The sequence below is a fragment of the Sphingobium indicum BiD32 genome (assembly GCF_000382885.1).
In the GTDB taxonomy this organism is placed as follows: Bacteria; Pseudomonadota; Alphaproteobacteria; order Sphingomonadales; family Sphingomonadaceae; genus Sphingobium; species Sphingobium japonicum_C.
On record NZ_CAVK010000024.1, the window covers coordinates 40,717 to 63,942 of the forward strand.

Below are 23,226 nucleotides of genomic sequence, written 5' to 3' on the forward strand. Positions count from 1 at the left end.
GAAAGACCTTCGCCCTCCCGTTGTCCCTGCATTGCATCGACAATCAACAAGGAGATGAGCGATGAAGAGCAAGTTCATGATCGTGGCGGCCTGTATCGCGACGCTGACGGCAGTTCCCGCTTCGGCCCAGTTGCTGGGTGGCAGCGGCGGCGGTGGTGGCCTTTTGGGTGGATCGGTTGGCGGGCTGGGCAGCGGTTTGGGCGGCACGCTCGGCGGATCGGGCAGCGGCGGCATCGGCCTCGACCGCAGCATCGACCTCGACAATGGCCGGGTCGGCGCCAGCGGATCGGGCAATGGCCGCGCCGATGGCAATGCCAGCGGTTCACTGACTCGCAGGGACAAGAGCCGCAGCGGCAGTGCTTCGGGTTCCGCCAGTGGATCGGCGGGCGGCAGCCTGGCCGTCGACACGCTGGGTACCAGCGACGCTCGCAACGCCGTGGGCAATGTGCGCGATCGTGCAGAAAGCGGCGTCGGCGCAGTACGGGATCGGGCCAGCGGTGCCGTCAGTGCAACGAAGGATCGGGCTGGACAGGCCGCTGGCGCGGTTCGCGATCGGGCTGGTTCAGCCGCCGGCAGCGCTACTGGCGCTGTGGACGGCGCAGCATCGATCGACGCCAGCGGCCAGGTTTCAGGGGGTGGACAAGGTGCCGGTTCGACCGATGCCGCTCCTGAAAGTCAGGCGGACGATTGACCCCGCAGGGGAAAAGGGGGCGACGGCCAAGTTCCAAGCCGTCGCATCCCGCCCCGCCGCCTGACCGGGCCGACGATCCAGACCGGATCGTCGGCCCTTTTTGCATCAGTCGAGGACGAGCATCCGCCGGATCGCGCTGGTCAGGTCATTGCGCGATTGCTGCGCGACACGCGCGGTCGCCACCATATCGAAGGCGTGGATCGCACCGGGATAAACATGGGTTTCAACTGGCACCCCGGCGCCGGCGAGCCGCCTGACAAAATCGAGATCCTCGTCAAGGAACAGGTCGAGCGCCCCCACCCCCAAATAGGTTGACGGCAGGCCCGCCAGATCATCCGCCAGAGCGGGAGAGAACCAGCCCTTGCGCGCGTCGTCGCACCCATAATCCCCGCGCAACGCCCCCCAGCCAAACTGGTTGGAGGCGCGTGTCCAGATAAATTCGCCAGTGCTGGACGATTGCCAACGGCAGTCCGGCCCACCGGTCCGATGATCGAGCATGGGATAGATGAGGATCTGCCCGGCCAGCGCGATGTCGCCCCGGTCCCGTGCCATCAGGGCCAGCCCCGCGGCCAGCCCCCCGCCCGCGCTTTCGCCCATTACGACGATCCGCTGCGGGTCGATGCCCAGCGCGTCGGCCTGCGTCACCAGCCAGTCGAGCGCGGCATAGCAATCTTCCTGCGGCCCCGGAAATGCCGTTTCGGGTGCCAGTCGATAGTCAACCGATGCAGCGACGAAACCCATCGCTTGGGCTATCGGACCGATTGAGCGGCTCGCCATATCGGCCGTGCCCAGCACCATACCGCCACCATGGATGTGCAATATCGCTGGACGGGGCGGACGGGCAGGATCGGCATTGAAGATATGAAGCGCCACATCGGGCGCGCCGTCGCGCCCCGGAATCAAGCGGATGTCGGGGGTTGCCACTGGTCCCGGCGTTTCCATCGTCGCCATCGCCTGACGCATGATCGGCAGGATGTCATGGCTCAGTTGCAGTTCCGGCAGAAAATCCAGCACTGGCGTGACTTCGGGATCGATCAGATGGCGGGTCGTCATGACCTCTCCTGCGGCTTTGTATCCTTGTCGGACATTATCCTATGCCAGCGACCGCCGGGCCACAACGGAAAAGGCCGACGATCCTGACGGATCATCGGCCTTTCCACCCCCCCTGGTAAGCGCGTTTGGGGCGAAGCGTCAGGCGACCTTGGCCTGCTCTTCCAGCGCCTCTTCCGGGTCGCGCAGCACATAGCCACGGCCCCAGACGGTTTCGATATAATTGTCGCCGCTGCACGCCAGCGCCAGTTTCTTGCGCAACTTGCAGATGAACACGTCGATGATCTTGAGTTCCGGTTCGTCCATCCCGCCGTAAAGATGGTTGAGGAACATTTCCTTGGTCAGCGTCGTGCCCTTGCGGAGCGAGAGCAGCTCCAGCATGGCATATTCCTTGCCGGTCAGGTGAACGCGATTGCCGTCCACTTCGACCGTCTTGGCGTCCAGATTGACCGCCAGCTTGCCGGTGCGGATGACCGATTGCGAGTGGCCCTTCGACCGGCGCACCACGGCATGGATGCGCGCGATCAATTCTTCGCGATGGAAGGGCTTGGTCACATAATCATCGGCACCAAAGCCGAAGGAGCGGACCTTGCTGTCCATCTCGGCAATGCCCGACAGGATCAGCACCGGCGTCTGCACCTTGGCAGCGCGGAGCTTTTTCAGCACGTCGTAACCGTGCATGTCGGGCAGGTTGAGATCCAGGCAGATGATGTCGTAATCATACAGCTTGCCGAGATCGAGACCCTCCTCGCCCAGGTCGGTCGTATAGACATTGAAACCTTCGGTCGTGAGCATAAGCTCAATCGCCTTGGCGGTGGTCGGTTCATCCTCAATCAGCAGCACGCGCATGTGAAGCCCCTTTGCGTCGCAGGTCCGTTCACCCCACCAGAACGGCATCTGCTCCAATTCATTAACCAAAAAACTTCTGAAGGTAAAAGGTTAATTTTTCGCTAACCCGCAGAAATCCACGAGTCGCCAAAAAACGAATCTGTTTACAAAGAGTTGAAGCCGAAATGATTCCCAGCGAGTCAAGAAAGATTCACCTGTGAAACGAACCTTAGCAGCCATGATTGCGGGTGATGAAATCCAGCAGCGCATCGACGCGGGCAGGGCGCAGCCGGGAAGGTGGCGTGACGAGGTGTAGGCCAAATGGCGGCGCGCGCCAGTCGATCAGCAGTTCCTCCAGCTCGCCACTGGCCAGCGCGTCGCCGACGATGAAATCGGGCAGCCGGGCGATGCCGACCCCGGCCCGCAGCGCAGGCAGCATCGCGTCGCCGCTATTGACCGTCAGGCGCGATCGGACCTGCACCACCACATTTTGCTGTCCCGGCCCGGTGAAGCGCCACACATCCGGGGTGGTGACATTGGAATAGCAGAAGCAGTCATGCCCGCTCAGATCGGACGGATGCACCGGCCTGCCGCGCGCCGCCAGATAGGCGGGCGAGGCGACGACATGGATGTTCACATCGGCCAGACGGCGCGCGCGCAGCGAACTGTCGGGCATGTCGGCGATGCGGATGGTGGCGTCCAGTCCCATCTCGATCAGATCGATATGTGCGTCGGACAGATGCAGGTCGATGTCGACCAGCGGATGCTCCTGCGTGAAGCGGGCGATCAGCGGAGCGATGCGTTGCAGGCCAAAGCTCATCGGCGCGCCGAGCCGGACCACGCCGGACAGGTCGGCGGTTTCTTCCCGCGCAGCTTCCTCCGCCGCCTGCCCCTCCGCCAGGATGCGATGGGCATGGTCGGCGAGCCGCTTGCCGCTTTCGGTCAGCGCCAGACGGCGGCTGGTGCGGTTGAACAGGCTGGTGTCGAGATGCTCTTCCAGCCGGGTCACGGCCTTGGACACGGTCGCCTTGGACACGCTCAGCGCCTTGGCCGCATCGGTGAAGCTGCGATGTTCCACCACGGCGGCGAACATCGCCCAGGCCTCAAAATCAGGTAGTCGCATAGGGAAACAATCCGTTTCAATGCTGCTTGTTTCAGAAACGATGCTGAGGACTAAATTGGCGGAAAGCAAGCCGGAATGTCCGGTCGATATCTGGAAAGGCAAGGATATGAACACGCACACCGCAAACCGTATCGAGCGCCGCCCCTTCGCGTCGCTGGGCCACGCCGATCATGGCTGGCTGAACGCACGGCACCATTTTTCGTTCGCCGATTATCATGACGAGGACCGCATGAACTGGGGCGCAATCCGGGTGTGGAATGATGACGAGATCGGCCCGCGTTCGGGCTTTCCGCCCCACCCCCATGCCGACATGGAAATCATCACCTATGTCCGCACCGGCGCGATCACCCACAAGGACAGTTTGGGTAATCAGGGGCGCACCGAAGCGGGCGATGTTCAGGTGATGTCGGCCGGCACCGGCATCCGTCACGCCGAATATAATCTGGAGGATGAAACGACCACCCTGTTCCAGATCTGGGTCATTCCGCGCGCACGCGGCGGCAGTCCAAGCTGGGGTGCCAAACCGTTTCCGCGCGGCGAGCGGTCAAGCAAGCTGGTCGTGCTGGCCAGCGGCTATGACGAGGACGCAGAAGCGCTGCGCATCCGCGCCGACGCCCGCCTGCTGGGCGGGACGATCAAGGCGGGCGACAGCGTGACCTATGACAGCGCGGACGGCCGCCATCTCTATCTGGTGCCGGCCACCGGACGGATCACGATCGACGGCGAGACGTACGAGGCACGCGACGGCGCGGCGATCATCGGCGGCGCGCCCATCACGATCACCGCGATCGAGGACGCCGAAATCGTCCTGGTCGACAGCATCTGAAGTTACCGGCCCGTCCTTCCCCCGGACGGGTCGGCCGCCGCCCGCGCGCTCTCCCCCCTCCCTTGCGCGGGCGGCATCCCTTTTTTTCCCATCCTTCAAGGAGATACATCATGGCTAAGGTTCTGATCCTTTATTATTCCTCCTACGGTCACATCGAAATGATGGCCAAGGCCGTTGCCGAAGGCGCAGCCGAAGCGGGCGCACAGGTCGACATAAGGCGCGTACCCGAAACCGCGCCGCTCGAAGTCGCGAAGAACGCGCATTTCAAGCTGGATCAGGACGCCCCGGTCGCGACCGTCGCAGAACTGGCCGATTATGACGCGATCATCATCGGCACCGGCACCCGCTTTGGCCGGATGTCGAGCCAGATGGCCGCGTTCCTCGACCAGGCTGGCGGCCTGTGGGCGCGCGGCGCGCTGAACGGCAAGGTCGGCGGCGCCTTCACCTCAACCGCCAGCCAGCATGGCGGACAGGAAACCACGCTCTTCTCGATCATCACCAACCTGCTGCATTTCGGCATGACCATCGTGGGTCTGGACTATGGCTTTCAGGGCCAGATGGGTGTGGACAAGGTGCGCGGCGGATCGCCCTATGGCGCGACTACGCTGGCCGATGGCGATGGCAGCCGCCAGCCGTCGGCAGAGGAACTGGACGGCGCCCGCTATCAGGGCCGCCGGATCGCCGAAACCGCGATCAAGCTGCACGGCTGACGGCTATCGGCTGACCACATCGTCTATGGACTGCAGCCTGCCGCGCCTTCGGGTCGTACCAAAGGTTGAGGCAAGCCGCAGGAGGCTGGCGCGTTAGGACTGTGCGCCAGCCTCCTCTTTTATGGCCTATTTCCCCGCCGCAAGAAGAAAGTCCGCGCTCTTCTGCAACATGTCGGCGCGCGCATCGCTGTCGTTCAGACTGTGGGTCAGCCCGTCATAAATGACCAACTGGCTGCGCTTGCCCGCCCCTTCCAGCTTGCCCTGCATTATCTTCGCCTGCGTGATGTCGACATTGCCATCATTGGTGCCGTGGAACATCAGAACAGGCGCGCGGAATTGCGCGGCATGGCTGGAGGGGGAAGCTTCCTCGGCTTCCGCCCCGGTGCCCATCCGCTGCTGTTGCACCAGATAGCTGCTGTCAAACTGCGCGCGTCGCAGTCGATCGCCAAAGTCAGTAACGGGTGCGATTGCAACGACCGCCTTGAACAGGTCAGGGTCAATCACCTGCGCCTGTAATGCCGCATAGCCGCCATAGGACCAGCCAGCGATGGTCAGCTTGGCCGGATCGGCAATGCCCTGCGCCACCAGCCAGCGCCCGGCATCGACCACATCGTTGATCGCCGTGCGCCAGGACCGATAGCCATTGCGCATTAGCCATTGCTCACCAAAGCCCGCCGATCCGCGAAATTGCGGCTGGATCACAACAAAGCCGCGCGCCGCATAATATTGGACCATCCAGTCAAAACCCCATTCGTCGCGCGATTCCGGGCCGCCATGGGGCAGGACGATCGCTGGCAGCCCTTTGGCCGTCTCCTTGCCCGGTGGCAGTGTCAGATAGGCCGGGATGGTGACGCCATCGGCGGCCTTGAAACTGACCGGCTTCATCGTCGCGAGTTGGCGATCGGCCAGTTCAGGACGATCGGGCATCAGTGGCGATAATTTGCGCGCCGTACGGTCAAACAGATAATATTGGCCGGGATCGACATCACTGCCTGCCCACACCAGCACCTTCTGCCCATCGCTGCTCATGTCGCCGATATGGATGGCCTTGCCACCCAGCGCCTTGCCCAGCGATGTGACCAGCGATGACGCAGCCGGATCAAAATAGACCGCCTCGCGATGTTCGAGCGCATAGCTTGCCCCCACAACCCGCCGGTCGCGCCCGACCCGGATCAACCCGGTGACATCGACCTGCGGATGAGCAAAGACGACTTTCTTTTCCAGGCCGGGATCAAGCGCGATCGACACCAGCGCGTCGCGACCGTTGGTCTTTTCAAAGCCGTAGGCGATGTTCTTCTGCGGATCGACGGCGAGCGGATAGAAACCGCTATTGTCACGCACATCATAGGTGGACAGGTCGCTCCAGCCGCTCTTGCCCTGCGGCCTATAAAGGAACTTATAAGTCCCCTTGGAATAGCCCGTTCCCTTGATCTCTTGCAGACCCATGACCCGGACGGTGCCGACGCCATCGGAGACATAGTCGATCGCCAATTTTGTCGGCGTTTCAATCCGCTTACTGCTGCCATTGCGGGTATCGATCCGATCGACGCCCAAGCCATCCAGCCGCTTTTCTACAAGGCTACCGATCTTGGCTTCTGGAACATAAGAACGCGTCATTAGTATCGCTCCGTCCTCGCCGGGCAACAAATCGACGATGTCTCCGCCGCGAAAATCGTAGGACAGCGCATTCTGGCCACGCCGCTGGCTCAGTAGCTTGGCATTGCCGCCCGACGCATCGACGGCGAAAACATTGCTGAACCCGTAAACATCATCGGCGTATCGGGTCTCGCCATAAATCTGGCAGGCGAGCCGGGTAGCGGCGACCCAATCACAACGCGACAGATATTCCGGCTTGCCAGTCGTCGTCGCCGCGACAACCAGTTCCGCGCCTTCCTTCGCCTCCAGCACATAAGCGCGGCTGCTTCGTCCCGGTCCGGCGGAAACCAGCGCAATTTTCGATCCATCAGGCGAGATGCTGGCCGAAATCACCGTCTCACGCGCGCCAAACGCCTTGGCCAGCGCGTCGGGCGACGTTTGGGCGAGCGCCCCCTGTGCGGTTCCTGTTGCCAGAGCCGCCATTATCATTGCCTTGCCGAAACGGACCATGCCACGTCTTCCCCCAATTTCTTGCCGTGCGTTCAGGGGCTAAGCGAAGCAGGTAGATGGCGCAACCGCCTTGCTTGCCCTTCCCCCCGCACAGTGGCATCACGGGGCATCACAATCGTATAACAATGATTTTTTGAGGGATATGCCCTGATGCGAACGTCTTTGCTGGCCATTGCCGCCGCCCTTGCCCTGCCCATGATCCTGACCGCCTGCGCCACCGATGGCGCGGATGCGCCGCCAGCTTCAGCATCGGCCAGGCCCGCTGCGGTCGAACCGTCGATCGACACGATGAAGCGGCTGGTGAAGGAATTGTCGTCGGACGCCTATGAGGGCCGCGCGCCCGGCTCGGCTGGCGAGGAAAAGACGCTGGCGCTGCTCGCCGCCGAGTTCGGCAAGCTGGGCCTCAAACCCGGCAACAAGGGCAGCTGGTTTCAGGATGTCCCGCTGGTCGAGATCAATGCGAAGAATGTATCGCCGCTCAGCTTCACCGGCGGCAAGAACGCGATCAGCGCGACCTATGGCCCGGAAATGGTCGTCGGCACCTATCGCACCACCCAGCCCAAGATCGCGGTCAAGGACAGCCCGGTGGTGTTCGTGGGCTATGGCATCAACGCGCCTGAAAAGGGGTGGAACGACTATGCCGGGGTCGATGTGAAGGGCAAGACGGTCATCATCCTGGTCAATGATCCCGATTATGAGACGCCGGGGCTGACCGGGCCGTTCAATGGCCGGGCAATGACCTATTATGGCCGCTGGACCTATAAATATGAGGAAGCAGCGCGTCAGGGGGCAGCCGCCGCGATCATTGTCCATGACACGGTGCCGGCCGCCTATGGCTGGAATGTCGTGCAGTCGAGCTGGACCGGGGCGCAGCATGTCGCCGACAGCGCGGACGGCAATGCGGGGCTGTCGTCCGCGATCGGCTGGATCCAGAAGGACAAGGCGGCGGCCCTGTTCGCCAGTGCCGGGCTGGACCTGAACGCGCAGATGGCGGCGGCCAAGAAGCCGGGGTTCAAGGCAGTGCCGCTGGGCGCAGTCAAGGCGTCGGTGTCGTTCGACAACGACCTGCGCAAACATATGTCGAAGAATGTCGTGGCGCTGCTGCCCGGCAAGACGCGGCCTGACGACTATGTCCTCTACAGCGCGCATTGGGACCATCTGGGCCGCTGCCAGGCCGCGCCCGATGGTGACGACATCTGCAACGGTGCGGTCGACAATGCGACCGGGACCGCCGCGCTGGTGGCGCTGGCGGAGGCCAATGTGAAGGCCGGACCGACCGACCGCAGCCAGGTGTTTCTGGCGGTGACGGCAGAGGAATCGGGGCTATTGGGATCAGCCTATTATGGCAGCAATCCGGTGTTCCCCTTCGCGCAGACCGTAGGCGGCGTGAATATGGACGCCCTCTCGGTCGCGGGTCTTGCCAAGAATGTCGTGGTGATCGGCAAGGGCAAGTCGCAGCTCGACGCCTATCTCGACCGGGCGCTGGGCGCGCAGGGGCGCGTTGCAACCTTGGAGCCGACGCCGGAGAAGGGTTATTATTACCGATCGGATCATTTCAGCTTCGCCAAACACGGCCTGCCGATGCTCTATTTCGAGGGTGGCGAGGATCTGGTGACCGGCGGCACGACGGCGGGCATGGCTGCGGCGGAGGATTATACCAGGAACCGCTATCACGGGCCGAAGGATGAATATGATCCCAATTGGGACTGGACCGGGGTGCTGGCCGACCTGAAACTCTATTACACTGTAGGCCGCGACCTGGCGACCGGCAGCGACTGGCCCAACTGGGTCGAGGGCGACGAATTCCGGGGCATTCGCGACAAGGACCGGGCTGGGAAGTAATCTAACTCTACCTCCGTTCGCTTCGAGCGTAGTCGAGAAGCCGCAAACACCGGCTATGCGTTTCTCGACTTCGCTCGAAACGAACGGAATTTGGAGACTTCACTCCCCCATCGGCGCGTAGGACCAGCCTTGCTTTTCGCTACCGTCGATCTTCGAGATTTCGGCCTTGAGCAGCTTCTCCTCACGCCAGTAGCGGATGCGCTGGGGATAATCATGGGCAGCGTTGGCAAACACGATCTCGGTCGCGCTCTGCGATTCTATGGCGAAGCGCGCGGCGCGCGCGCCCTTGGGCGATGCGTAGAAGGCGATGCTGCCGTCGGGGTCGATCTGGATGCGGGTCTGTTCCCAAAATTCCAGCGTGGTCCCCTTCCCCGTGCGCGCCGCGCCCAGCAATATGCCACCGCGCGGGCCGGACCAAAATTCCTCTGACCAGTTCTCACCGTTGCGTTCCACCCATGCCCCCGCGATCCAGCCGGGCAGTTCGCCCGCCTGCACCGCCAAAGGCGTCATCGCCAGCATGAGGCCCATGATTAGTGCGCGCATACCCTGTTCTCCCCTGTCCAGACCGGACGCACCACGCTATGGAGCGCCCCGACCCCTATATCACGCATCGCCGTGCCCGCCGAGTAAGGACAGACAGATGACATTCCGCATGCCCGCTGAATGGGCACCGCACGACTGGACCTGGATCGGCTTTCCGACCAACCCCGCCGAATGGCCCGGCGCGTTCGAGGATGCGCGGGCGCAGATCGCTGCCTTCGCCAGCGCGCTCCACGCCGGGGGCAAGGGCGAAGATGTCCGGCTCGTTGTCGCCAACGCAGCGGACGCGGACGCTGCGCGCGCCCTGGTCGCGCCGGGCGTCACGATCGTCGAGCAGAGACTGGGCGACGTCTGGCTGCGCGATACCGCGCCAATCGCGGTGCTGAACAGGGGAGCGCGGGCACTGGTCGATTTCGGCTTCAACGGCTGGGGCGGCAAATATCAGATGCCGGGGGACGAGGATATCGGCGCGCGGCTGGCCGCGACCACCGGCCTGCCGACATCGACCCAGCATTGGATATTCGAGGGCGGCGCGGTCGACACCGATGGCACCGGCCTGTTCGTGACCACCGAGCAATGCCTGCTCAACCCCAATCGCAATCCCGGCCTCGACCGGGGGAAGATCGAAACGTTGCTGGCCGGCAGCCTTGGCCTGTCCGACATGCTGTGGCTGGGCGACGGGTTGCTGAACGATCATACCGACGGCCATGTCGACAATCTGGCGCGCTTCGTGGGCGAAGGCCTGCTGGCGCTGCCGATCGCCACGACCGATGACGATCCTAACGCGGCGATCTACGCCGATGCACGCGCGCGGGCCAGAGCGCATGGCTTGGACGTCGTGGACATCCCCTCGCCCGGCCTGGTGATCGTGGATGGCGAGCCGATCCCGGCCAGCTACATGAATTTCTACATCGGCAACGCAACCGTCATCGTGCCTGTCTATGGCCAGCCCAATGATCAGGCGGCGCTCGATACGCTCGCGCCTTTCTTTCCGGGCCGGGATATTGTCGGCCTGGGCAGCGACGCCATATTGTCGGGCGGCGGCAGCTTCCACTGTTGCAGCCAGCAGATGCCCACAAAGGGTGACCAATGAGACTGAAAGCCGGCCTTCCACTTATAGCGATTCTGAGTTCCCTCTCCTCCGGCGCCATTTCCCAAGGTGGTGGAGCCACCACCGAAGGTTATTCTAAGCTAGCTTTACGAGAGGAACGCGAAGCAAGTTTGCATTTCAAAGTCGCTATAGGCGCTGAAGGCATAGCGAAGGATTGCACCGTCACACAGAGTTCTGGTTCGCAAGAATTAGACGATGCGGCCTGCAAGATAATTATGAAACGTGCTCATTTTAAACCAGCCCGGAACGCCAAAGGTGAGCCGGTTGAAGATGTCTACGAAAGCCGCTTTGTCTGGAGAGTTCCGCAATGACCAAAGTAACCGTCGCCGCGCTTCAGCTCAGCTTTTCCGACGACATGGCCGAGAATATCGCGCGCGTCGCAACCCATGTGACCAAGGCCGCCGCGCGCGGGGCGAAGATCATCCTGCCGCCGGAGTTGTTCGAGGGTTCCTATTTCTGCCGGGTCGAAGATGAAGCCCTGTTCGCGCGCGCGCTGCCGGTGGACGAGCATCCCGCCGTGCAGGAAATGCGCAAGCTGGCCAAGGATCTGGGCGTCTATATCCCGACCAGCTTCTTCGAGCGCGACGGGCAGCATCATTATAATTCGCTGGCGATGATCGACGATCAGGGCGAGATTATGGGCGTCTATCGCAAGAGCCATATTCCCGACGGGCCGGGCTATGAGGAGAAATATTATTTCCGCCCCGGCAATAGCGGCTTCAAGGTTTGGCCGACCAGATATGGCACGATCGGCGTCGGCATCTGCTGGGACCAATGGTATCCCGAATGTGCACGGGTGATGGCGCTGATGGGCGCGGAAATGCTGTTTTATCCGACCGCGATCGGCTCCGAACCCTATGATGCGGACCTCGACACCAGCCGGATGTGGCGGCGGGCGATGATCGGCCATGCCGTGTCCAACTGTATGCCGGTCATCGCTGCCAACCGCATCGGTGAGGAGGATGGCCAGTCCTTCTACGGCCATAGTTTCATCAGCGACCAGTGGGGCGATTTCGCCGCCGAAGCCGATGCCAAAGATCTGGGCGCGCTGGTAGCAACGCTGGACCTGACGGCAGCGCGAACCCATCGCGCGGGCATGGGTTTCTTCCGCGATCGGCGGCCCGACCTTTATGGGCGGATCGCACAGGATATCTGACGCTACAGCAGCAGGCGGCGCGCGGGCGGACAGGCCGCTATCGCGCGCCACAGCATGAACGGCACGATCAGCGCGATCGCCAGCAACCATATCTTGCCCAGATAAGGCGTGAGATAGTGGATGAAGGCAACGTGCAGATACATGATGACCAGCGACGCCCGGCCCAGCGACGCCAGCGGCGCGGCATAGGGCGCGATCCGGTGGGCGATCGCGACGATCAGCAGCGATGTCGCAATGGCTGAACCGATCGACAGCAGCGGCCAGCCATAATCGGCGGCCTTCATATTCAGCGTCGGGAACCACCCCGCAAGGCCAGCGAGCGCCAGCAGCGCCAGCGGCACGATCAAGGCCTTGCGCCAGCCGATACGCGCCCACGCCGCGCCAACCCATAGCAGCACGAAGGCCATGGGAACGCTGAGCAAGCCCAGCGGCGACGCCTGTGTCATCCAGCCCAGCGCATAAGCCCCTCCCGTCACCGGGATCAACAGCAACGCCCAGCGCCGATCTAAAGGATCGGGCCAACGGCTCAGCACGATGTTGAACAGGATGCGCGCAAACATCAGGCACGGCACGAACCAGAAAATCGTATAAGGCCCGCGCAGCCAGAAGCCGCCCAGCAGGATCGGCAGCAGATCGTCGGGCCATTGGCGAAAGATCGGTCGCCCGCCTTTCATCGGCTCGATAATCTGGTCCGCGGCGATCAGCAGCGTCAGGAAAATGGCGTAGGGCCGCATCTGGCAAGCGACCTGCCGCAGGGTGAAACGCCCCACCGGCTGCGGCCGGGACAGCATCCCCGAAAGCAGGAAAAACAGCGGCATGTGAAAGCTGTAGAGCGCATCGCGCACCGGCCCACGCGTCCAGACATGGCCGGCTACGACCGCGACGATGCCAATCCCGCGCGCGACATCGACCCAGTCGAGCCGGCCGCCCGCAGCCTTGTTGCCCTTCTCCCTATTCTCCCCCCTATGCTCCATAGCCTCCACGCCCTATAGGACGGGACGCGCGCGTCAATGTGCCCCTGCCCTGTTTCCCGATCGGACCCCTTTCCTTGGCCCTGCTTACCGACCATGTCCTCTTCATCGATGGCGAGGCCATCATTCTCGACAAGCCTGCCGGTCTGCCGGTCGATGCGCCGCGCGACGGGTCGATCGCGCTGGAAAATCATCTCCAATCGCTGACCTTCGGCTTTGCCCGCTGGCCGTTGCCGGTCCACCGGCTGGACCGCGACACCAGCGGCTGTCTGCTGCTCGCCCGCAATCCCAAGGCGCACAAGCGCTTCGCGGGCGTGTTCGAGGCCGGGACGGTTGCCAAACGCTATGTCGCGGTCATTGACGGTGTTCCGGCCGAAGAGAGCGGCACCATCGAACTGTCGCTGTCCAAGATCAGCAGCGCGAGCGAAGGCTGGCGCATGATCCCGGCCAAGGCGGGCAAGGTCGCCGTCACGCACTGGCGCAAGGTCGCGGAGAAGGACGGCCGCGCGCTGATCGCCTTCAAGCCACAGACCGGGCGGACCCACCAGATCCGCGTCCATGCCTTGCATGGCCTGGGTTTCGGCATCGTCGGCGATCCGGTCTATGGGACAGGCGGCGTGCCGATGCTGTTGCACAGCCGGTTCCTCAGCATCCCGCGCGGCGACAAGCCTGCCGCAGAGGCGACCGCCCCCCTGCCCGCCACCTTTGCGGATGCCGGGTTCGATCAGGCGCTACTGGACCAGGCGGGGCTTTGACCCTGGCGGTCGAACAGATACACTGTTGCCATGGTCGCCATCGCCATCACCCGCTCCATCGCCATCGATAGCGAAGAAATTGTCGAAAGCTATACCCGCGCATCGGGACCGGGCGGGCAGCATGTCAACACCACCGACAGCGCGGTGCTGCTGCGCTTCGACGTGGCCAACTCGCCTGGCCTGCCCGATGCGGTGAAAAATCGGCTCGCGGACCTCGCTGGATCGCGGATGACGCGCGAGGGTGTGCTGATCCTGCGCAGCGAAGGCGCCCGGTCGCAGCTGCTCAACCGTCAGGATGTCCGCGACCGTCTGATCGCCCTGATCCGCGAAGCCACCATCGTCCCCAAAAAACGCCGCCCGACCAAACCCACCAAAGCCTCGCAAAAACGCCGGGTCGAAGGCAAGGTGAAGCGCGCGACCGTCAAGCAGGGGCGCGGCAAGGTGCGGGTGGATTAGGCGTTAGCGATAGATCGTCTCAAGTCGTTTACGAATTAACTATATCTCCCTGTCTAGATGCAGCGTCGCATCCCGCGCGCGCAGGTCATGGATCGGTTGAATATGGGTCAGTCGCCGCAGAACGTCAGCATAGTGCCCGCTCGCCTGGCATCATCGCACCTTTTAATATTGTGGTTGGGCGCGACCTTCCTTGGGACCGTGCTGATCCTGTCCGACCTGTTGCAACTGGACGGCGTGCGTCTGACGCAGGCCCGCCTGATCGTCGGTCGGGATTTCCTGAACGTCTGGTCCGGCGGACGCCTTGCACAGGATGGCCAACTCGCGACGCTCTACGATTATCAGGCCTATATGGCATGGCAGGCGTCGATATTCGGGCCGCTCGACCCGTATAACTATTCCTATCCGCCCCACAGCCTGTTCCTGGCGATGCCGTTTGCAACGCTGCCCTATCCGTTGGCGTTAGCGATCTGGACGCTATTGGGCACAGCCTTTTTCATGTGGGCGGCGCGCGCCTATATACCTGATACGCTTTCGCTGACCCACGCGATCCTGACCCCTGCCGCGATCGTCAATATCTGGGCCGGTCATTATGGTTTCCTTATTGGCGGCCTGTGGCTGCTCTATTTTCACTATTTGGATCGCTTTCCCGGCCGCAGCGGCGCGGTGGCGGGACTGTTGACGCTCAAGCCCCATCTCGGACTGCTGATCGCGCTGACGATGCTGCTTCGCAAAAAGATACGTCCGATCCTGATCGCGTGCGTAGTAGCGTTAAGCCTGATTGGCCTTAGCATCCTGATGTTCGGCGGCGATCTGTGGCGGACATGGTTGGTCGAAACCTCAGCACTTCAGACCCGGATCATGACTGCGCCTGGTCCAAAATTCTATTATTTCATGATGCCGTCCGCCTATATCGCGCTGCGCGAAGCCCCCGCCTCGCTTGCTTTCATGGCCCAGACTGGCTTCGCTATCGCCGCGCTGGCCCTGTTCTGGAAGGCGCGGGATGCACGGGCGCAGGATCTGGCGTTCGTCAGCGCTTCGGCCACAGCCGTGATCATGCCCTATATTTTCAACTATGACCTCACCGTATGCAGCCTTGGCTTTGCCATCCTGCTGTTCGGGCGGTGGGAGACGCTCACGACCTGGGAAAGGGCTGCGCTCTGGTTCGCCTTTGCCGCGCCGTTGCTGGTCATGGTGTTCAACCCGATCGGGCCATTGTCGCTGCTGGCCGGACTATTCGTCCAGGCAAGCCACGCGACAGGTCGGAACGGCGAAGCGACTCCGCCGATGTTCGGTTGGCAAAAGTGGCGAGGACATGCATCCACCTGACTATCACCCTCTGGCCCCGCCCGGTCCCCATCACTATATCCGCCCCATGTTCGACTTCGCACCCACCAACACAGCCGACAAGGCAACGCTCTACGCGGACATGGTCTTTGCCGCCGATGCGCTGACGCGCGATGAGCCGGATCATGTCGCCAACATGGCCAATATCGCCGCGCTGATCTGGCAATATCTGCCCGACCTCAACTGGGCGGGCTTCTATCGCATGGTGGGCGGCGAACTGGTGCTGGGGCCATTTCAGGGCAAGCCTGCCTGCATCCGCATCCCACTTGGACGCGGGGTATGCGGCACGGCGGCGGAGACAGGCGAGACGCAACTGGTTGCCGACGTCCACGCCTTTCCGGGGCACATCGCCTGTGACGCCGCCAGCGCGTCGGAAATCGTCGTGCCGGTCGTTGTCGATGGCCAGGTGATCGGCGTACTGGATCTCGACAGTCCGCTTGCCGCCCGCTTCGACTCGAATGACGCGCAGGGACTGGAGGCGCTGGTCGCGCGGATTGCGGCGCGGATCGGCTAGGGCGTTAACCCTCTTTCCTCTCACGGCGGCGCATTTCGCCCCGTTTCGGGACAGGAATTATGCCGCCGACTCATGGATAGGCGCGGATCGCCATGCTAAACAGAGCGTTAGCATTTTGACCCGACTGGCGCTTTCCCGCCGCGGGAAAACAGGGAGCGTTAACCATGCGGACATCCGGCCTTCTCCTTCTGGGCGCAAGCATTGCGCTGGCAGGCGCGGCCAGCCCGGCCGTGGGCCATGGCACGACCGGCGGCTGGTCGGGCGGCGACTGGAAGGGTGGCGGTCGGCCGATGATCCATGCGCCACGTCCGGGCATGAACTGGAATGGCGGTCATCGCTGGGGTCCGCGTCAGAATGGCCGCTGGTTTGCGGGCTGGCGCGCGCCGGGCGGCTGGAACGGCTATCAACGTCCGGTCTATGGCTATGTCCTGCCGCGCTACTGGATCAGCCCCTCTTACTATATCGGCAATTACGGCACCTATGGCCTCCCCGCCCCAGCCGCAGGCTATGGCTGGTCGCGCTATTATGACGATGCCGTCATGACCGATCGCTATGGCCGGGTTTATGACAGCCGCAGCAATATCGCATGGGACCGCTATGAAGGCGGCTATGGCGATGATGGCTATTATGACGATCATGGAGATTATCGTCGCCCGGACAATGGCCTGGGCGGCGCGGCGATCGGCGCGGTAGTTGGCGGTGTCGCGGGCAACCGCATCGCCGGGCGCGGCAACCGCACCGCCGGCACGCTGATCGGCGCAGGCGTTGGCGCGATTGCCGGTGCCGTGATCGACAAGGCGGAGGATGCCCCCCGTCGCGGCGCTGCGCCGCCACCGCGCCGTCCGGGTGCAGGCTATGATTATGGTTATGGCTATGCCGACGACAGCGTGACCACCCAGAATGACTATGAAGGTCGCTGGACCGGCACCTGGACAACCGCCGATGGCAAGCGCACCAGCGGCACCTACGAAGGCCGGTTCGAGGGCGAAGTGCGCGGCGCAGGCGTGGACTATGATGCGCCAGCCTATGCAGGCCAGCCGCACTGGGCGCAGGGACCAGCACAGGGACCAGCCCACGGTCCGGCGCATGTCACCACCCATGGCGGTGGCGGCTATGTGTCGGGCGGCTATTATTACCCCGCACCGATCGTGACCACGGTGACGATCGAGCCTGCAGTTACGACGACGACCACTACGACCTACGTGACCCAGCGGGTCGGCTATCGCAAGCCAGCCCGCCGGACATGTCGCTGCAAATAGGCGCTTACAGGCGACAAATCGGGGCCGCGTCTTACAAAGGGCGCGGCCCTTTGATCATGCTTTGGGTGGCGTGATAACGGCAAAGGGCTGCGGGCGGCCCAGGTGAAAGCCCTGGCCGATGATGCAGCCATGGGCCAGCAGCCGATCGGCCTGCGCCGCGCTCTCCACCCCTTCCGCGACGACATCCATGCCAAAGCTGACACCCAGCTTGACAATGGCATCCACAATCGCGGCATCGCCTGCATCCTGTTCGATGTTGGACACGAAACTGCGATCGATCTTGAGGATGTCGACCGGATATTGTTTCAGGTGGCTGAGCGAGGCAAAGCCTGTGCCGAAATCGTCCAGGGCAATGCGCACCCCCGCATCTGAAAAATGCCTTAGCACATGCCCGACCTGCCCAGCGCCCCGCCCCAGAAAAACGGTTTCCGTCACCTCTATTTCCAGATGTTCCGGCGGCACAGTGAATAGGGCGAGTTGCTCCAGCACCCGTTCGGCAAAGTCATCGCGCGCAAAATCGGCGGCAGATGCGTTGACTGCGATCCGCCCCGGATCATAGCCGGCATGCAACCAGTTGCGCACATCGCGCAACACCGCGTCCAGCATCTGCCCGGTCAGCGCGACAGCAATTTCAGCATCTTCAAAACCCGCCGCTATGCTGCCCGGCAGTTGCAGGCCCAAACGCGGATGGTGCCAGCGCAACAGCGCTTCATAGCCCAGCACCCGGCCACTGCGCAGATCGACCTTGGGCTGATAATAGGGGGTGACCAGCCGATCTGCGATGATCTTCCTTGCCATGCCGATCATCGAACTGCGCTGCTGCGCCTGCGCCCGCAGGTCGGAATGGAACAGGGTCAGGCGACCACGCCCGGCAGCCTTCGATGCGTAGAGTGCCAGGTCGGCCGCCTTGAGCAGATCCGCCGCCCGGTCGCCATGATCGCCAAACACGGCGCCGCCAATGCTGACCCCGCAATCGATCGAGCGGCCATTATGGATATGGGGTATGCGCAGGCTTTCGATCAGCTTTGCGCTCCACGCCTCCAGGGCCGCGCCGTTGGTCAATGACGGCGCAATCAGGCCGAACTCGTCGCCCCCCAGCCGCCCCAGCACCGCATCAGGGGGTGCGATGGCGGCAAGACACCGGGCAAAGGCGCAAAGCAAGGCGTCGCCCGCATCATGGCCCAGCGAATCATTGGTGCGCTTGAGATCGTCAATGTCGAGCAGCAGCAGGCCAAAGCGGTTGCCGGTGCGCGCCTGCCGTTCGGCCATTTCGTCCAGCGTTGCCTGCCACAAGGCGCGATTGGGCAGCCGGGTCATAGGGTCATGCGTTGCTGCCCAGCGTATGCGATCCTCCGCGTCGCGCTGGTCGGTGACGTCCAGAAAGGTGACGATAACGCGCAGCGCCCGGCCCGATTCCGATCGCGTGGTCCAACCGCTGCTCCTGATCCAGCGCAGGGCACCATCATTCGCGCGGTAAACCCGCAGCGTCGCCTCGAAATGCGGCGGCACCGCCCCGTCAGCCACGGAAGCCAGCATGCCACGCAGTGTCTCGCGATCATCGGGATGGACCAGCGACAGCGCCAGTTCGCTGGTCGCAGGATGATCCTCGCTCAGACCCAGCATATCGCGGAACTCAGGCGACCAGCGCCGCGCACCACTAATCGTGTCGAAATCCCATATGCCCAGCCTAGCGGCCTGCACGGCCAGACGGGAGCGTTCCTCGCTCTCAGCCAGCGCATGTTGGGCAAGCTTTTGCGCGTGGACATCCTCCAACGTGCCATACCAGCGGACGATCTGCCCCTGCGCATCGCGGCGCGCAGCTGCGCGCGCGCGCATCCAGCGATAGCCCCCATCGCGTAGCCGAATACGATAATCGATATCTATCGGCGCGCCGGTTTCCAGATGCGCGCTCCACAGCGCGATGGTGCGGGCCAGGTCATCGGGGTGCAGCGCGGCAAGCCAGCCGGCCCCTAGCGCCTGCTGCGCTGTCATGCCGGTCATGTTCAGCCAGAGCGGTCCTACTTCTTCAATTGCGCCATCGGGTCCGGCTGTCCATGGCACCTGCGGGCTGAGTTCGACCGACCAGCGATAATGTTCGCGGCTTTCGGCCAGCGCCCTTTCCAGCGCGCGCGCTTCGCGATCGTGGCGGTCGTGAATATCCTCGACCGTGCCATAATAGCGAACGAGACCATCTATGCCATTCATCCGTCGCAAACGGATCAGGCACCAGCGCCGCTGTCCGTCGGCGCCAAGCAGGCGCACGGTCAGGGGTAGTGGCTCTTCCTCGACGACCGCAGCCTTCAGCAGGGCACGACGGTCTGCGCGGTCCAGCAACGCGCGCCATGCCCGACCGGTTTGGCCGCCATCCTGGTCGATCGCCACTATCCTGCCCCGCTCATCGGCAATCCAGCGCGACAGTGAAGGTGACAGATAGTCAAAGACCGGCGAAAAGATCAGTTCGTTTCGATATAGTAATGAATTATCAGCGCGCCGACCATCATCCAGCGCCCGCCGGTAGTCGTCAAATCGGCGCTCAGCAAAGCGATCCATCGCCAGCCCCCGCCCAATTCGCCATAGTCGCGTTCATCATGACAAGGCTAGCAGCGAAAGTTAAATAACCTTCCCACTCTTCCATCATTTTGATCGAATTTAGTTGGCGTGGGTGGAAATCGCACGAAGTCGATGTAATCGGGATGTTATTTACGAAACATGCTCGCCAGTTCGACAGGCAGCGGCGGCTCATCCCGTTGGGCCACATCACGAATAGCCTGATCCTGCTCGTCAGGATCGAACCGGACCCAACCAGACCGGCTCAATTTTTCGAGCGGCCGATAGCGGACTTTATATTGCATCCGCTGCGACCCATCGACCCAGTACCCCAGATAGACATAGGGTAGCCCCGCCGCCGAAGCGCGCAGGATATGGTCCATGATGATGAAATTGCCCAGCCCCGGACGATTGTCCAACTCAGTGTCGAAGAAACTGTAGATCATCGACAACCCGTCGCCCTGCCGGTCGGTCAGGCAGGCACCGACCAGTTTGCCGACGCGCCCGTCAACGCCGGGTTCGCGATATTCGACGATATGGCTGTCTACCGGGGTCTGTTCGACCATGTCGGCAAAATCCATTTCGTCCATCTCGGTCATGCCGCCGCCAGGGTGCCGCGCCGACAGATAGCGCTGGAGCAGCGCATATTGCTCCTCGGTCGACCAGGGCTTGCAGGCGGTAACGGTCAGGTCGCTGTTGCGGCGGATCAGCTTGCGCTGGGTCGCGTTCGGACGAAATTCACCAGTAACGACACGCACCGAAACGCACGCGGAACAATCCGCGCAACTGGGACGATAGGCGACATTCTGGCTGCGCCGAAAGCCGATGCGACCCAGCGCATCGTTCAGTTCAGCGGCATTGTCGCCGTTCAGCTCGGTAAACACCTTCCGCTCGCTCCGCCCCGGCAGATAGGGACAAGGCGACGGATTGGTCACGAAGAAGCGAGGAAAACGAAAGGGTGCAGTCACGCTCCAATATCCCCTTCGTGGCGGCGGCGCGGGTGGATCATGTCCCGACTATGCCGTTGCCGCGTCCCTATGAAAAGAGCGTTTACCACGAAAAGTTAACGGAGTGTTCCTATGTCAGGCAACTTCGATCGGCGCGACCTCATAGCCAGCCTCGCCCAGTGCCGCGATCAGCCGCTGGAGATGGGCGCGATCACGGGTTTCGCACTCGACGTCCAGGCTCAACCCCTTGGCGGGCAGGTTGGTGAAGATGCGCTGATGCGCCAGTTCCAGGATGTTGACGGCTTCCTGATCAAAAATCTTGGCAACATGGAACAGCGCGCCCGGCCGATCCTGCAGGATGATGCGCAGCCGCGCCAGACGGCCCGACCGGGCCAGATCGCGCAGCAGCACATTAGCCAGCAGCCGCGTGTCGATATTGCCCCCGGTCAGGATCAGCCCGACATTGCGGCCGACAAATTGTTCGCGATAGGTGAGCAAGGCAGCAAGGCCGGCGGCCCCTGCCCCTTCCACCACAGTTTTTTCAATCTGGAGCAGCAGGCTGAGCGCCTCCTCCAGTCGCCGCTCGGTGACCAGCAGCACGTCGTCGGCCAGCCGCTCGACAAAGCGGCGGGTCAGTTCGCCAGGCTGCTTGACGGCAATGCCCTCGGCCAGCGTATCGCCATCGCAGGGCAGGTCCGCGCCCTTGATGAAATCATACATGGACGGATAAAGTTCTGCCTGCACGCCGACGAGCCTTATATCCGGCTTCATCGCCCGCGCTGCCGTCGCCATGCCGGAAAACAGGCCACCGCCACCGATCGGGATGATCAGCGTGTCGATTTCCGGCGCATCCTCCAGCATTTCGAGCGCGACGGTGCCCTGCCCCGCCATGATGTCCGGCTCGTCAAAGGGATGGATGAAGGTCAGCCCCTGCTCCACCTCCAGCAGGCGCGCATGGGCATAGGCGTCGTCGAACTTCTCGCCATGTTGCACCACCGTCGCGCCATGACCCTGCGTCTGGGTGATCTTCACCGTCGGCGTGGTCGTGGGCATGACGATGGTGACAGGCACGCCCAGCCGCTTGCCATGATAGGCTAGCCCCTGCGCATGATTGCCCGCCGACGCGGCTATGACGCCCTTCGCCTTGGCTGCCTCGTCCAGTTGCAGCAGGCGGTTCAGCGCGCCGCGCTCCTTATAGGCGGCAGTAAACTGGAGATTCTCGAACTTCAGATAGACGTTGCAGCCCAGCATGGTCGAGAGCGTCTGGCTAATCAGCGTCGGCGTCTTGACGATGGAACCGGCAATCCGGGTCCGCGCGGCAAGTATGTCATCGACGGTGATCGGCAGCGGCAAGGCGCTCTCTATCTTGGCTAAGCTGTTCATGGAGCCGCCCCCTAGCGGAAAATTGCGCGTGAAGAAACTGGCACTGTCGGAAAACTGGCCCTATGGCTGGGTCTGGCGCAGTAAATATACGGGGCATATGGCTAATATCGCGTTTATCGGCCTGGGCGTCATGGGCGGCCCGATCGCAGGCCATCTGGCAAAGGCGGGGCACAGCCTCACCGTTTACAATCGTTCCATCGGCAAGGCGAAGAGCTGGGCGGAAGCCTATGGCGGCACGGTGGCGATCAGCCCGGCCAAAGCCGCCGAAGAAGCGGACATCGTCATCAGTTGCGTCGGCACCGACGATGACCTGAGCCAAGTGACACTTGGCCGCGAGGGCGCTTTCCGCACGATGAAGCCGGGCGGACTGTTCATTGACCACACGACCGTGTCGGCGCGGATCGCGCGGCAATTGTTTGTCGAGGGCGAAAGCCGCGGCATCCACAGCGTCGATGCGCCGGTATCGGGCGGTCAGGCGGGGGCTGAAAATGGCAGACTGTCGATCATGTGCGGAGGCAGCGAACCGGCGGTCACTGCCGCCAAGATCGTCATGAACGCCTATGCCGCGCGGATCGTCCATGTCGGTGGCGCAGGCGCTGGCCAGACCACCAAGATGGTGAACCAGATCTGCATCGGCGGCGTGTTGCAGGGGCTGGCCGAAGCGTTGCGCTTTGCCCAAGCGGCGGAGCTGGACCTGGACGCGGTGTTCGAGGCGATTTCGGGCGGCGCGGCGCAAAGCTGGCAGATGGACAATCGCTGGAAAACGATGGCGCAGGACAGTTTCGATTTCGGCTTTGCGGTCGATTGGATGCGCAAGGATTTGGGGCTGGCGCTGGAAGAAGCGCGGGCCAATGGCGCGACCCTGCCGCTGACGGCGATGGTCGATCAATTTTACGCCGATGTGCAGGCGCTGGGCGGCAACCGGCAGGATACCAGCGCGCTGGTGCGAAGGATTACGCGGGCGTGAGCGGTAACTTGGTCGGTCGTCATCCTGACGAAAGTCAGGATCCAGAGTCTCCCGCGCTGTGCGTGGCGTCCTGGATCCCGGATCAAGTCCGGGATGACAG

General features: G+C 62.8%; 22 protein-coding genes. 13 read left to right on the plus strand and 9 right to left on the minus strand.

What is annotated here, in order from left to right; translation table 11 throughout:
• The first annotated feature begins 61 nt into the window (after positions 1-61).
• The gene (locus EBBID32_RS02500; RefSeq protein WP_006950047.1) at positions 62-691 is read left to right on the plus strand and encodes a hypothetical protein; all 630 of its coding nucleotides are present in this window, start codon (positions 62-64) and stop codon (positions 689-691) included.
• Positions 692-796: 105 nt separating this feature from the next.
• Here EBBID32_RS02500 and EBBID32_RS02505 read toward each other — a convergent pair whose 3' ends face one another.
• The 3 genes from EBBID32_RS02505 to EBBID32_RS02515 all read right to left on the minus strand — a co-directional run bounded on the left by EBBID32_RS02505 (position 797) and on the right by EBBID32_RS02515 (position 3,692).
• Positions 797-1,744 carry an alpha/beta hydrolase gene (locus EBBID32_RS02505; protein WP_006950049.1) on the minus strand — a complete coding sequence of 316 codons (948 nt, stop codon included), beginning with the start codon at positions 1,742-1,744 and terminating at the stop codon, positions 797-799.
• Between the two features lie 138 nt (positions 1,745-1,882).
• Entirely contained in the window at positions 1,883-2,590 is a 708-nt protein-coding gene (ctrA, locus tag EBBID32_RS02510; RefSeq protein ID WP_037488316.1) for a response regulator transcription factor CtrA, read from the minus strand.
• Positions 2,591-2,798: 208 nt separating this feature from the next.
• Positions 2,799-3,692 (minus strand): LysR family transcriptional regulator, encoded by an 894-nt coding sequence (locus EBBID32_RS02515; protein ID WP_006950053.1) that lies wholly within the window; start codon positions 3,690-3,692, stop codon positions 2,799-2,801.
• Positions 3,693-3,798: 106 nt separating this feature from the next.
• Between EBBID32_RS02515 and EBBID32_RS02520 the strand changes: the two genes are divergently transcribed.
• Together EBBID32_RS02520 and wrbA are read left to right on the plus strand one after the other, a co-directional pair.
• Positions 3,799-4,518, plus strand: a complete 720-nt coding sequence (locus EBBID32_RS02520; protein WP_037488352.1) for a pirin family protein — start codon at positions 3,799-3,801, stop codon at positions 4,516-4,518.
• 110 nt (positions 4,519-4,628) lie between these two features.
• The gene (wrbA, locus tag EBBID32_RS02525; protein WP_006950058.1) at positions 4,629-5,228 is read left to right on the plus strand and encodes an NAD(P)H:quinone oxidoreductase; all 600 of its coding nucleotides are present in this window, start codon (positions 4,629-4,631) and stop codon (positions 5,226-5,228) included.
• A 126-nt stretch (positions 5,229-5,354) separates the two neighbouring features.
• Here wrbA and EBBID32_RS02530 read toward each other — a convergent pair whose 3' ends face one another.
• Entirely contained in the window at positions 5,355-7,313 is a 1,959-nt protein-coding gene (locus EBBID32_RS02530; protein WP_037488355.1) for an alpha/beta hydrolase family protein, read from the minus strand.
• Between the two features lie 171 nt (positions 7,314-7,484).
• Between EBBID32_RS02530 and EBBID32_RS02535 the strand changes: the two genes are divergently transcribed.
• Positions 7,485-9,176 carry a M28 family peptidase gene (locus EBBID32_RS02535; RefSeq protein ID WP_006950062.1) on the plus strand — a complete coding sequence of 564 codons (1,692 nt, stop codon included), beginning with the start codon at positions 7,485-7,487 and terminating at the stop codon, positions 9,174-9,176.
• A gap of 99 nt (positions 9,177-9,275) precedes the next feature.
• Here EBBID32_RS02535 and EBBID32_RS02540 read toward each other — a convergent pair whose 3' ends face one another.
• A complete protein-coding gene (locus EBBID32_RS02540; protein WP_006950064.1) occupies positions 9,276-9,719 on the minus strand; it encodes a DUF6265 family protein in 444 nt (147 codons plus the stop codon).
• Between the two features lie 97 nt (positions 9,720-9,816).
• On the opposite strand from EBBID32_RS02540, the gene EBBID32_RS02545 reads away from it, so the two are divergent.
• Genes EBBID32_RS02545 through aguB form a run of 3 tightly spaced genes read left to right on the plus strand, consistent with a single transcriptional unit; the run spans position 9,817 to position 11,983 of the window.
• Entirely contained in the window at positions 9,817-10,809 is a 993-nt protein-coding gene (locus EBBID32_RS02545; protein ID WP_006950066.1) for an agmatine deiminase family protein, read from the plus strand.
• On the plus strand, positions 10,806-11,138 hold the full coding sequence (locus tag EBBID32_RS23400; RefSeq protein ID WP_081628014.1) for an energy transducer TonB: 333 nt from the start codon (positions 10,806-10,808) through the stop codon (positions 11,136-11,138). Before EBBID32_RS02545 ends, EBBID32_RS23400 begins: the two co-directional genes overlap by 4 nt.
• A complete protein-coding gene (aguB, locus tag EBBID32_RS02550) occupies positions 11,135-11,983 on the plus strand; it encodes an N-carbamoylputrescine amidase (RefSeq protein WP_006950069.1) in 849 nt (282 codons plus the stop codon). The genes EBBID32_RS23400 and aguB overlap by 4 nt, the downstream gene beginning before the upstream one ends.
• Before the next feature lie 2 nt (positions 11,984-11,985).
• On the opposite strand, the gene EBBID32_RS02555 is transcribed toward aguB, so the two are convergent.
• Positions 11,986-12,957 (minus strand): acyltransferase family protein, encoded by a 972-nt coding sequence (locus EBBID32_RS02555; RefSeq protein WP_006950071.1) that lies wholly within the window; start codon positions 12,955-12,957, stop codon positions 11,986-11,988.
• A gap of 74 nt (positions 12,958-13,031) precedes the next feature.
• Between EBBID32_RS02555 and EBBID32_RS02560 the strand changes: the two genes are divergently transcribed.
• The 5 genes from EBBID32_RS02560 (at position 13,032) to EBBID32_RS02580 (ending at position 17,282) form a co-directional block, all read left to right on the plus strand.
• Positions 13,032-13,709 carry an RluA family pseudouridine synthase gene (locus EBBID32_RS02560; protein ID WP_006950073.1) on the plus strand — a complete coding sequence of 226 codons (678 nt, stop codon included), beginning with the start codon at positions 13,032-13,034 and terminating at the stop codon, positions 13,707-13,709.
• Between the two features lie 30 nt (positions 13,710-13,739).
• Positions 13,740-14,165 (plus strand): alternative ribosome rescue aminoacyl-tRNA hydrolase ArfB, encoded by a 426-nt coding sequence (gene arfB, locus EBBID32_RS02565; protein WP_006950075.1) that lies wholly within the window; start codon positions 13,740-13,742, stop codon positions 14,163-14,165.
• Positions 14,166-14,267: 102 nt separating this feature from the next.
• Positions 14,268-15,491 (plus strand): glycosyltransferase family 87 protein, encoded by a 1,224-nt coding sequence (locus EBBID32_RS02570; RefSeq protein WP_156022445.1) that lies wholly within the window; start codon positions 14,268-14,270, stop codon positions 15,489-15,491.
• A 46-nt stretch (positions 15,492-15,537) separates the two neighbouring features.
• Positions 15,538-16,023 carry a GAF domain-containing protein gene (locus tag EBBID32_RS02575; RefSeq protein WP_006950080.1) on the plus strand — a complete coding sequence of 162 codons (486 nt, stop codon included), beginning with the start codon at positions 15,538-15,540 and terminating at the stop codon, positions 16,021-16,023.
• A 164-nt stretch (positions 16,024-16,187) separates the two neighbouring features.
• Complete coding sequence (locus EBBID32_RS02580; RefSeq protein WP_006950082.1) at positions 16,188-17,282, plus strand: RcnB family protein; 1,095 nt, start codon at positions 16,188-16,190, stop codon at positions 17,280-17,282.
• Positions 17,283-17,336: 54 nt separating this feature from the next.
• Here EBBID32_RS02580 and EBBID32_RS02585 read toward each other — a convergent pair whose 3' ends face one another.
• The 3 genes from EBBID32_RS02585 to EBBID32_RS02595 form a co-directional block, all read right to left on the minus strand.
• Positions 17,337-19,832 carry an EAL domain-containing protein gene (locus EBBID32_RS02585; protein WP_006950085.1) on the minus strand — a complete coding sequence of 832 codons (2,496 nt, stop codon included), beginning with the start codon at positions 19,830-19,832 and terminating at the stop codon, positions 17,337-17,339.
• 146 nt (positions 19,833-19,978) lie between these two features.
• Positions 19,979-20,797 (minus strand): arginyltransferase, encoded by an 819-nt coding sequence (locus EBBID32_RS02590; protein WP_037488325.1) that lies wholly within the window; start codon positions 20,795-20,797, stop codon positions 19,979-19,981.
• Between the two features lie 114 nt (positions 20,798-20,911).
• Entirely contained in the window at positions 20,912-22,159 is a 1,248-nt protein-coding gene (locus EBBID32_RS02595; protein ID WP_006950098.1) for a threonine ammonia-lyase, read from the minus strand.
• 97 nt (positions 22,160-22,256) lie between these two features.
• On the opposite strand from EBBID32_RS02595, the gene EBBID32_RS02600 reads away from it, so the two are divergent.
• Entirely contained in the window at positions 22,257-23,126 is an 870-nt protein-coding gene (locus EBBID32_RS02600) for an NAD(P)-dependent oxidoreductase (protein WP_037488357.1), read from the plus strand.
• The last annotated feature ends 100 nt before the right edge of the window (positions 23,127-23,226 follow it).

Bases quoted from the DNA above. Each gene is read 5' to 3' on its own strand.
- EBBID32_RS02585 (WP_006950085.1), bottom strand. From the start codon at position 19,832: ATGGATCGCTTTGCTGAGCGCCGATTTGACGACTACCGGCGGGCGCTG.
- EBBID32_RS02555 (WP_006950071.1), bottom strand. From the start codon at position 12,957: ATGGAGCATAGGGGGGAGAATAGGGAGAAGGGCAACAAGGCTGCGGGC.
- EBBID32_RS02530 (WP_037488355.1), bottom strand. From the start codon at position 7,313: ATGATAATGGCGGCTCTGGCAACAGGAACCGCACAGGGGGCGCTCGCC.
- EBBID32_RS23400 (WP_081628014.1), top strand. From the start codon at position 10,806: ATGAGACTGAAAGCCGGCCTTCCACTTATAGCGATTCTGAGTTCCCTC.
- EBBID32_RS02515 (WP_006950053.1), bottom strand. From the start codon at position 3,692: ATGCGACTACCTGATTTTGAGGCCTGGGCGATGTTCGCCGCCGTGGTG.
- EBBID32_RS02600 (WP_037488357.1), top strand. From the start codon at position 22,257: ATGGCTAATATCGCGTTTATCGGCCTGGGCGTCATGGGCGGCCCGATC.
- EBBID32_RS02535 (WP_006950062.1), top strand. From the start codon at position 7,485: ATGCGAACGTCTTTGCTGGCCATTGCCGCCGCCCTTGCCCTGCCCATG.
- wrbA (WP_006950058.1), top strand. From the start codon at position 4,629: ATGGCTAAGGTTCTGATCCTTTATTATTCCTCCTACGGTCACATCGAA.
- ctrA (WP_037488316.1), bottom strand. From the start codon at position 2,590: ATGCGCGTGCTGCTGATTGAGGATGAACCGACCACCGCCAAGGCGATT.
- EBBID32_RS02520 (WP_037488352.1), top strand. From the start codon at position 3,799: ATGAACACGCACACCGCAAACCGTATCGAGCGCCGCCCCTTCGCGTCG.
- EBBID32_RS02580 (WP_006950082.1), top strand. From the start codon at position 16,188: ATGCGGACATCCGGCCTTCTCCTTCTGGGCGCAAGCATTGCGCTGGCA.
- EBBID32_RS02540 (WP_006950064.1), bottom strand. From the start codon at position 9,719: ATGCGCGCACTAATCATGGGCCTCATGCTGGCGATGACGCCTTTGGCG.
- EBBID32_RS02570 (WP_156022445.1), top strand. From the start codon at position 14,268: ATGGGTCAGTCGCCGCAGAACGTCAGCATAGTGCCCGCTCGCCTGGCA.
- arfB (WP_006950075.1), top strand. From the start codon at position 13,740: ATGGTCGCCATCGCCATCACCCGCTCCATCGCCATCGATAGCGAAGAA.
- EBBID32_RS02500 (WP_006950047.1), top strand. From the start codon at position 62: ATGAAGAGCAAGTTCATGATCGTGGCGGCCTGTATCGCGACGCTGACG.
- EBBID32_RS02505 (WP_006950049.1), bottom strand. From the start codon at position 1,744: ATGACGACCCGCCATCTGATCGATCCCGAAGTCACGCCAGTGCTGGAT.
- EBBID32_RS02575 (WP_006950080.1), top strand. From the start codon at position 15,538: ATGTTCGACTTCGCACCCACCAACACAGCCGACAAGGCAACGCTCTAC.
- EBBID32_RS02595 (WP_006950098.1), bottom strand. From the start codon at position 22,159: ATGAACAGCTTAGCCAAGATAGAGAGCGCCTTGCCGCTGCCGATCACC.
- EBBID32_RS02545 (WP_006950066.1), top strand. From the start codon at position 9,817: ATGACATTCCGCATGCCCGCTGAATGGGCACCGCACGACTGGACCTGG.
- aguB (WP_006950069.1), top strand. From the start codon at position 11,135: ATGACCAAAGTAACCGTCGCCGCGCTTCAGCTCAGCTTTTCCGACGAC.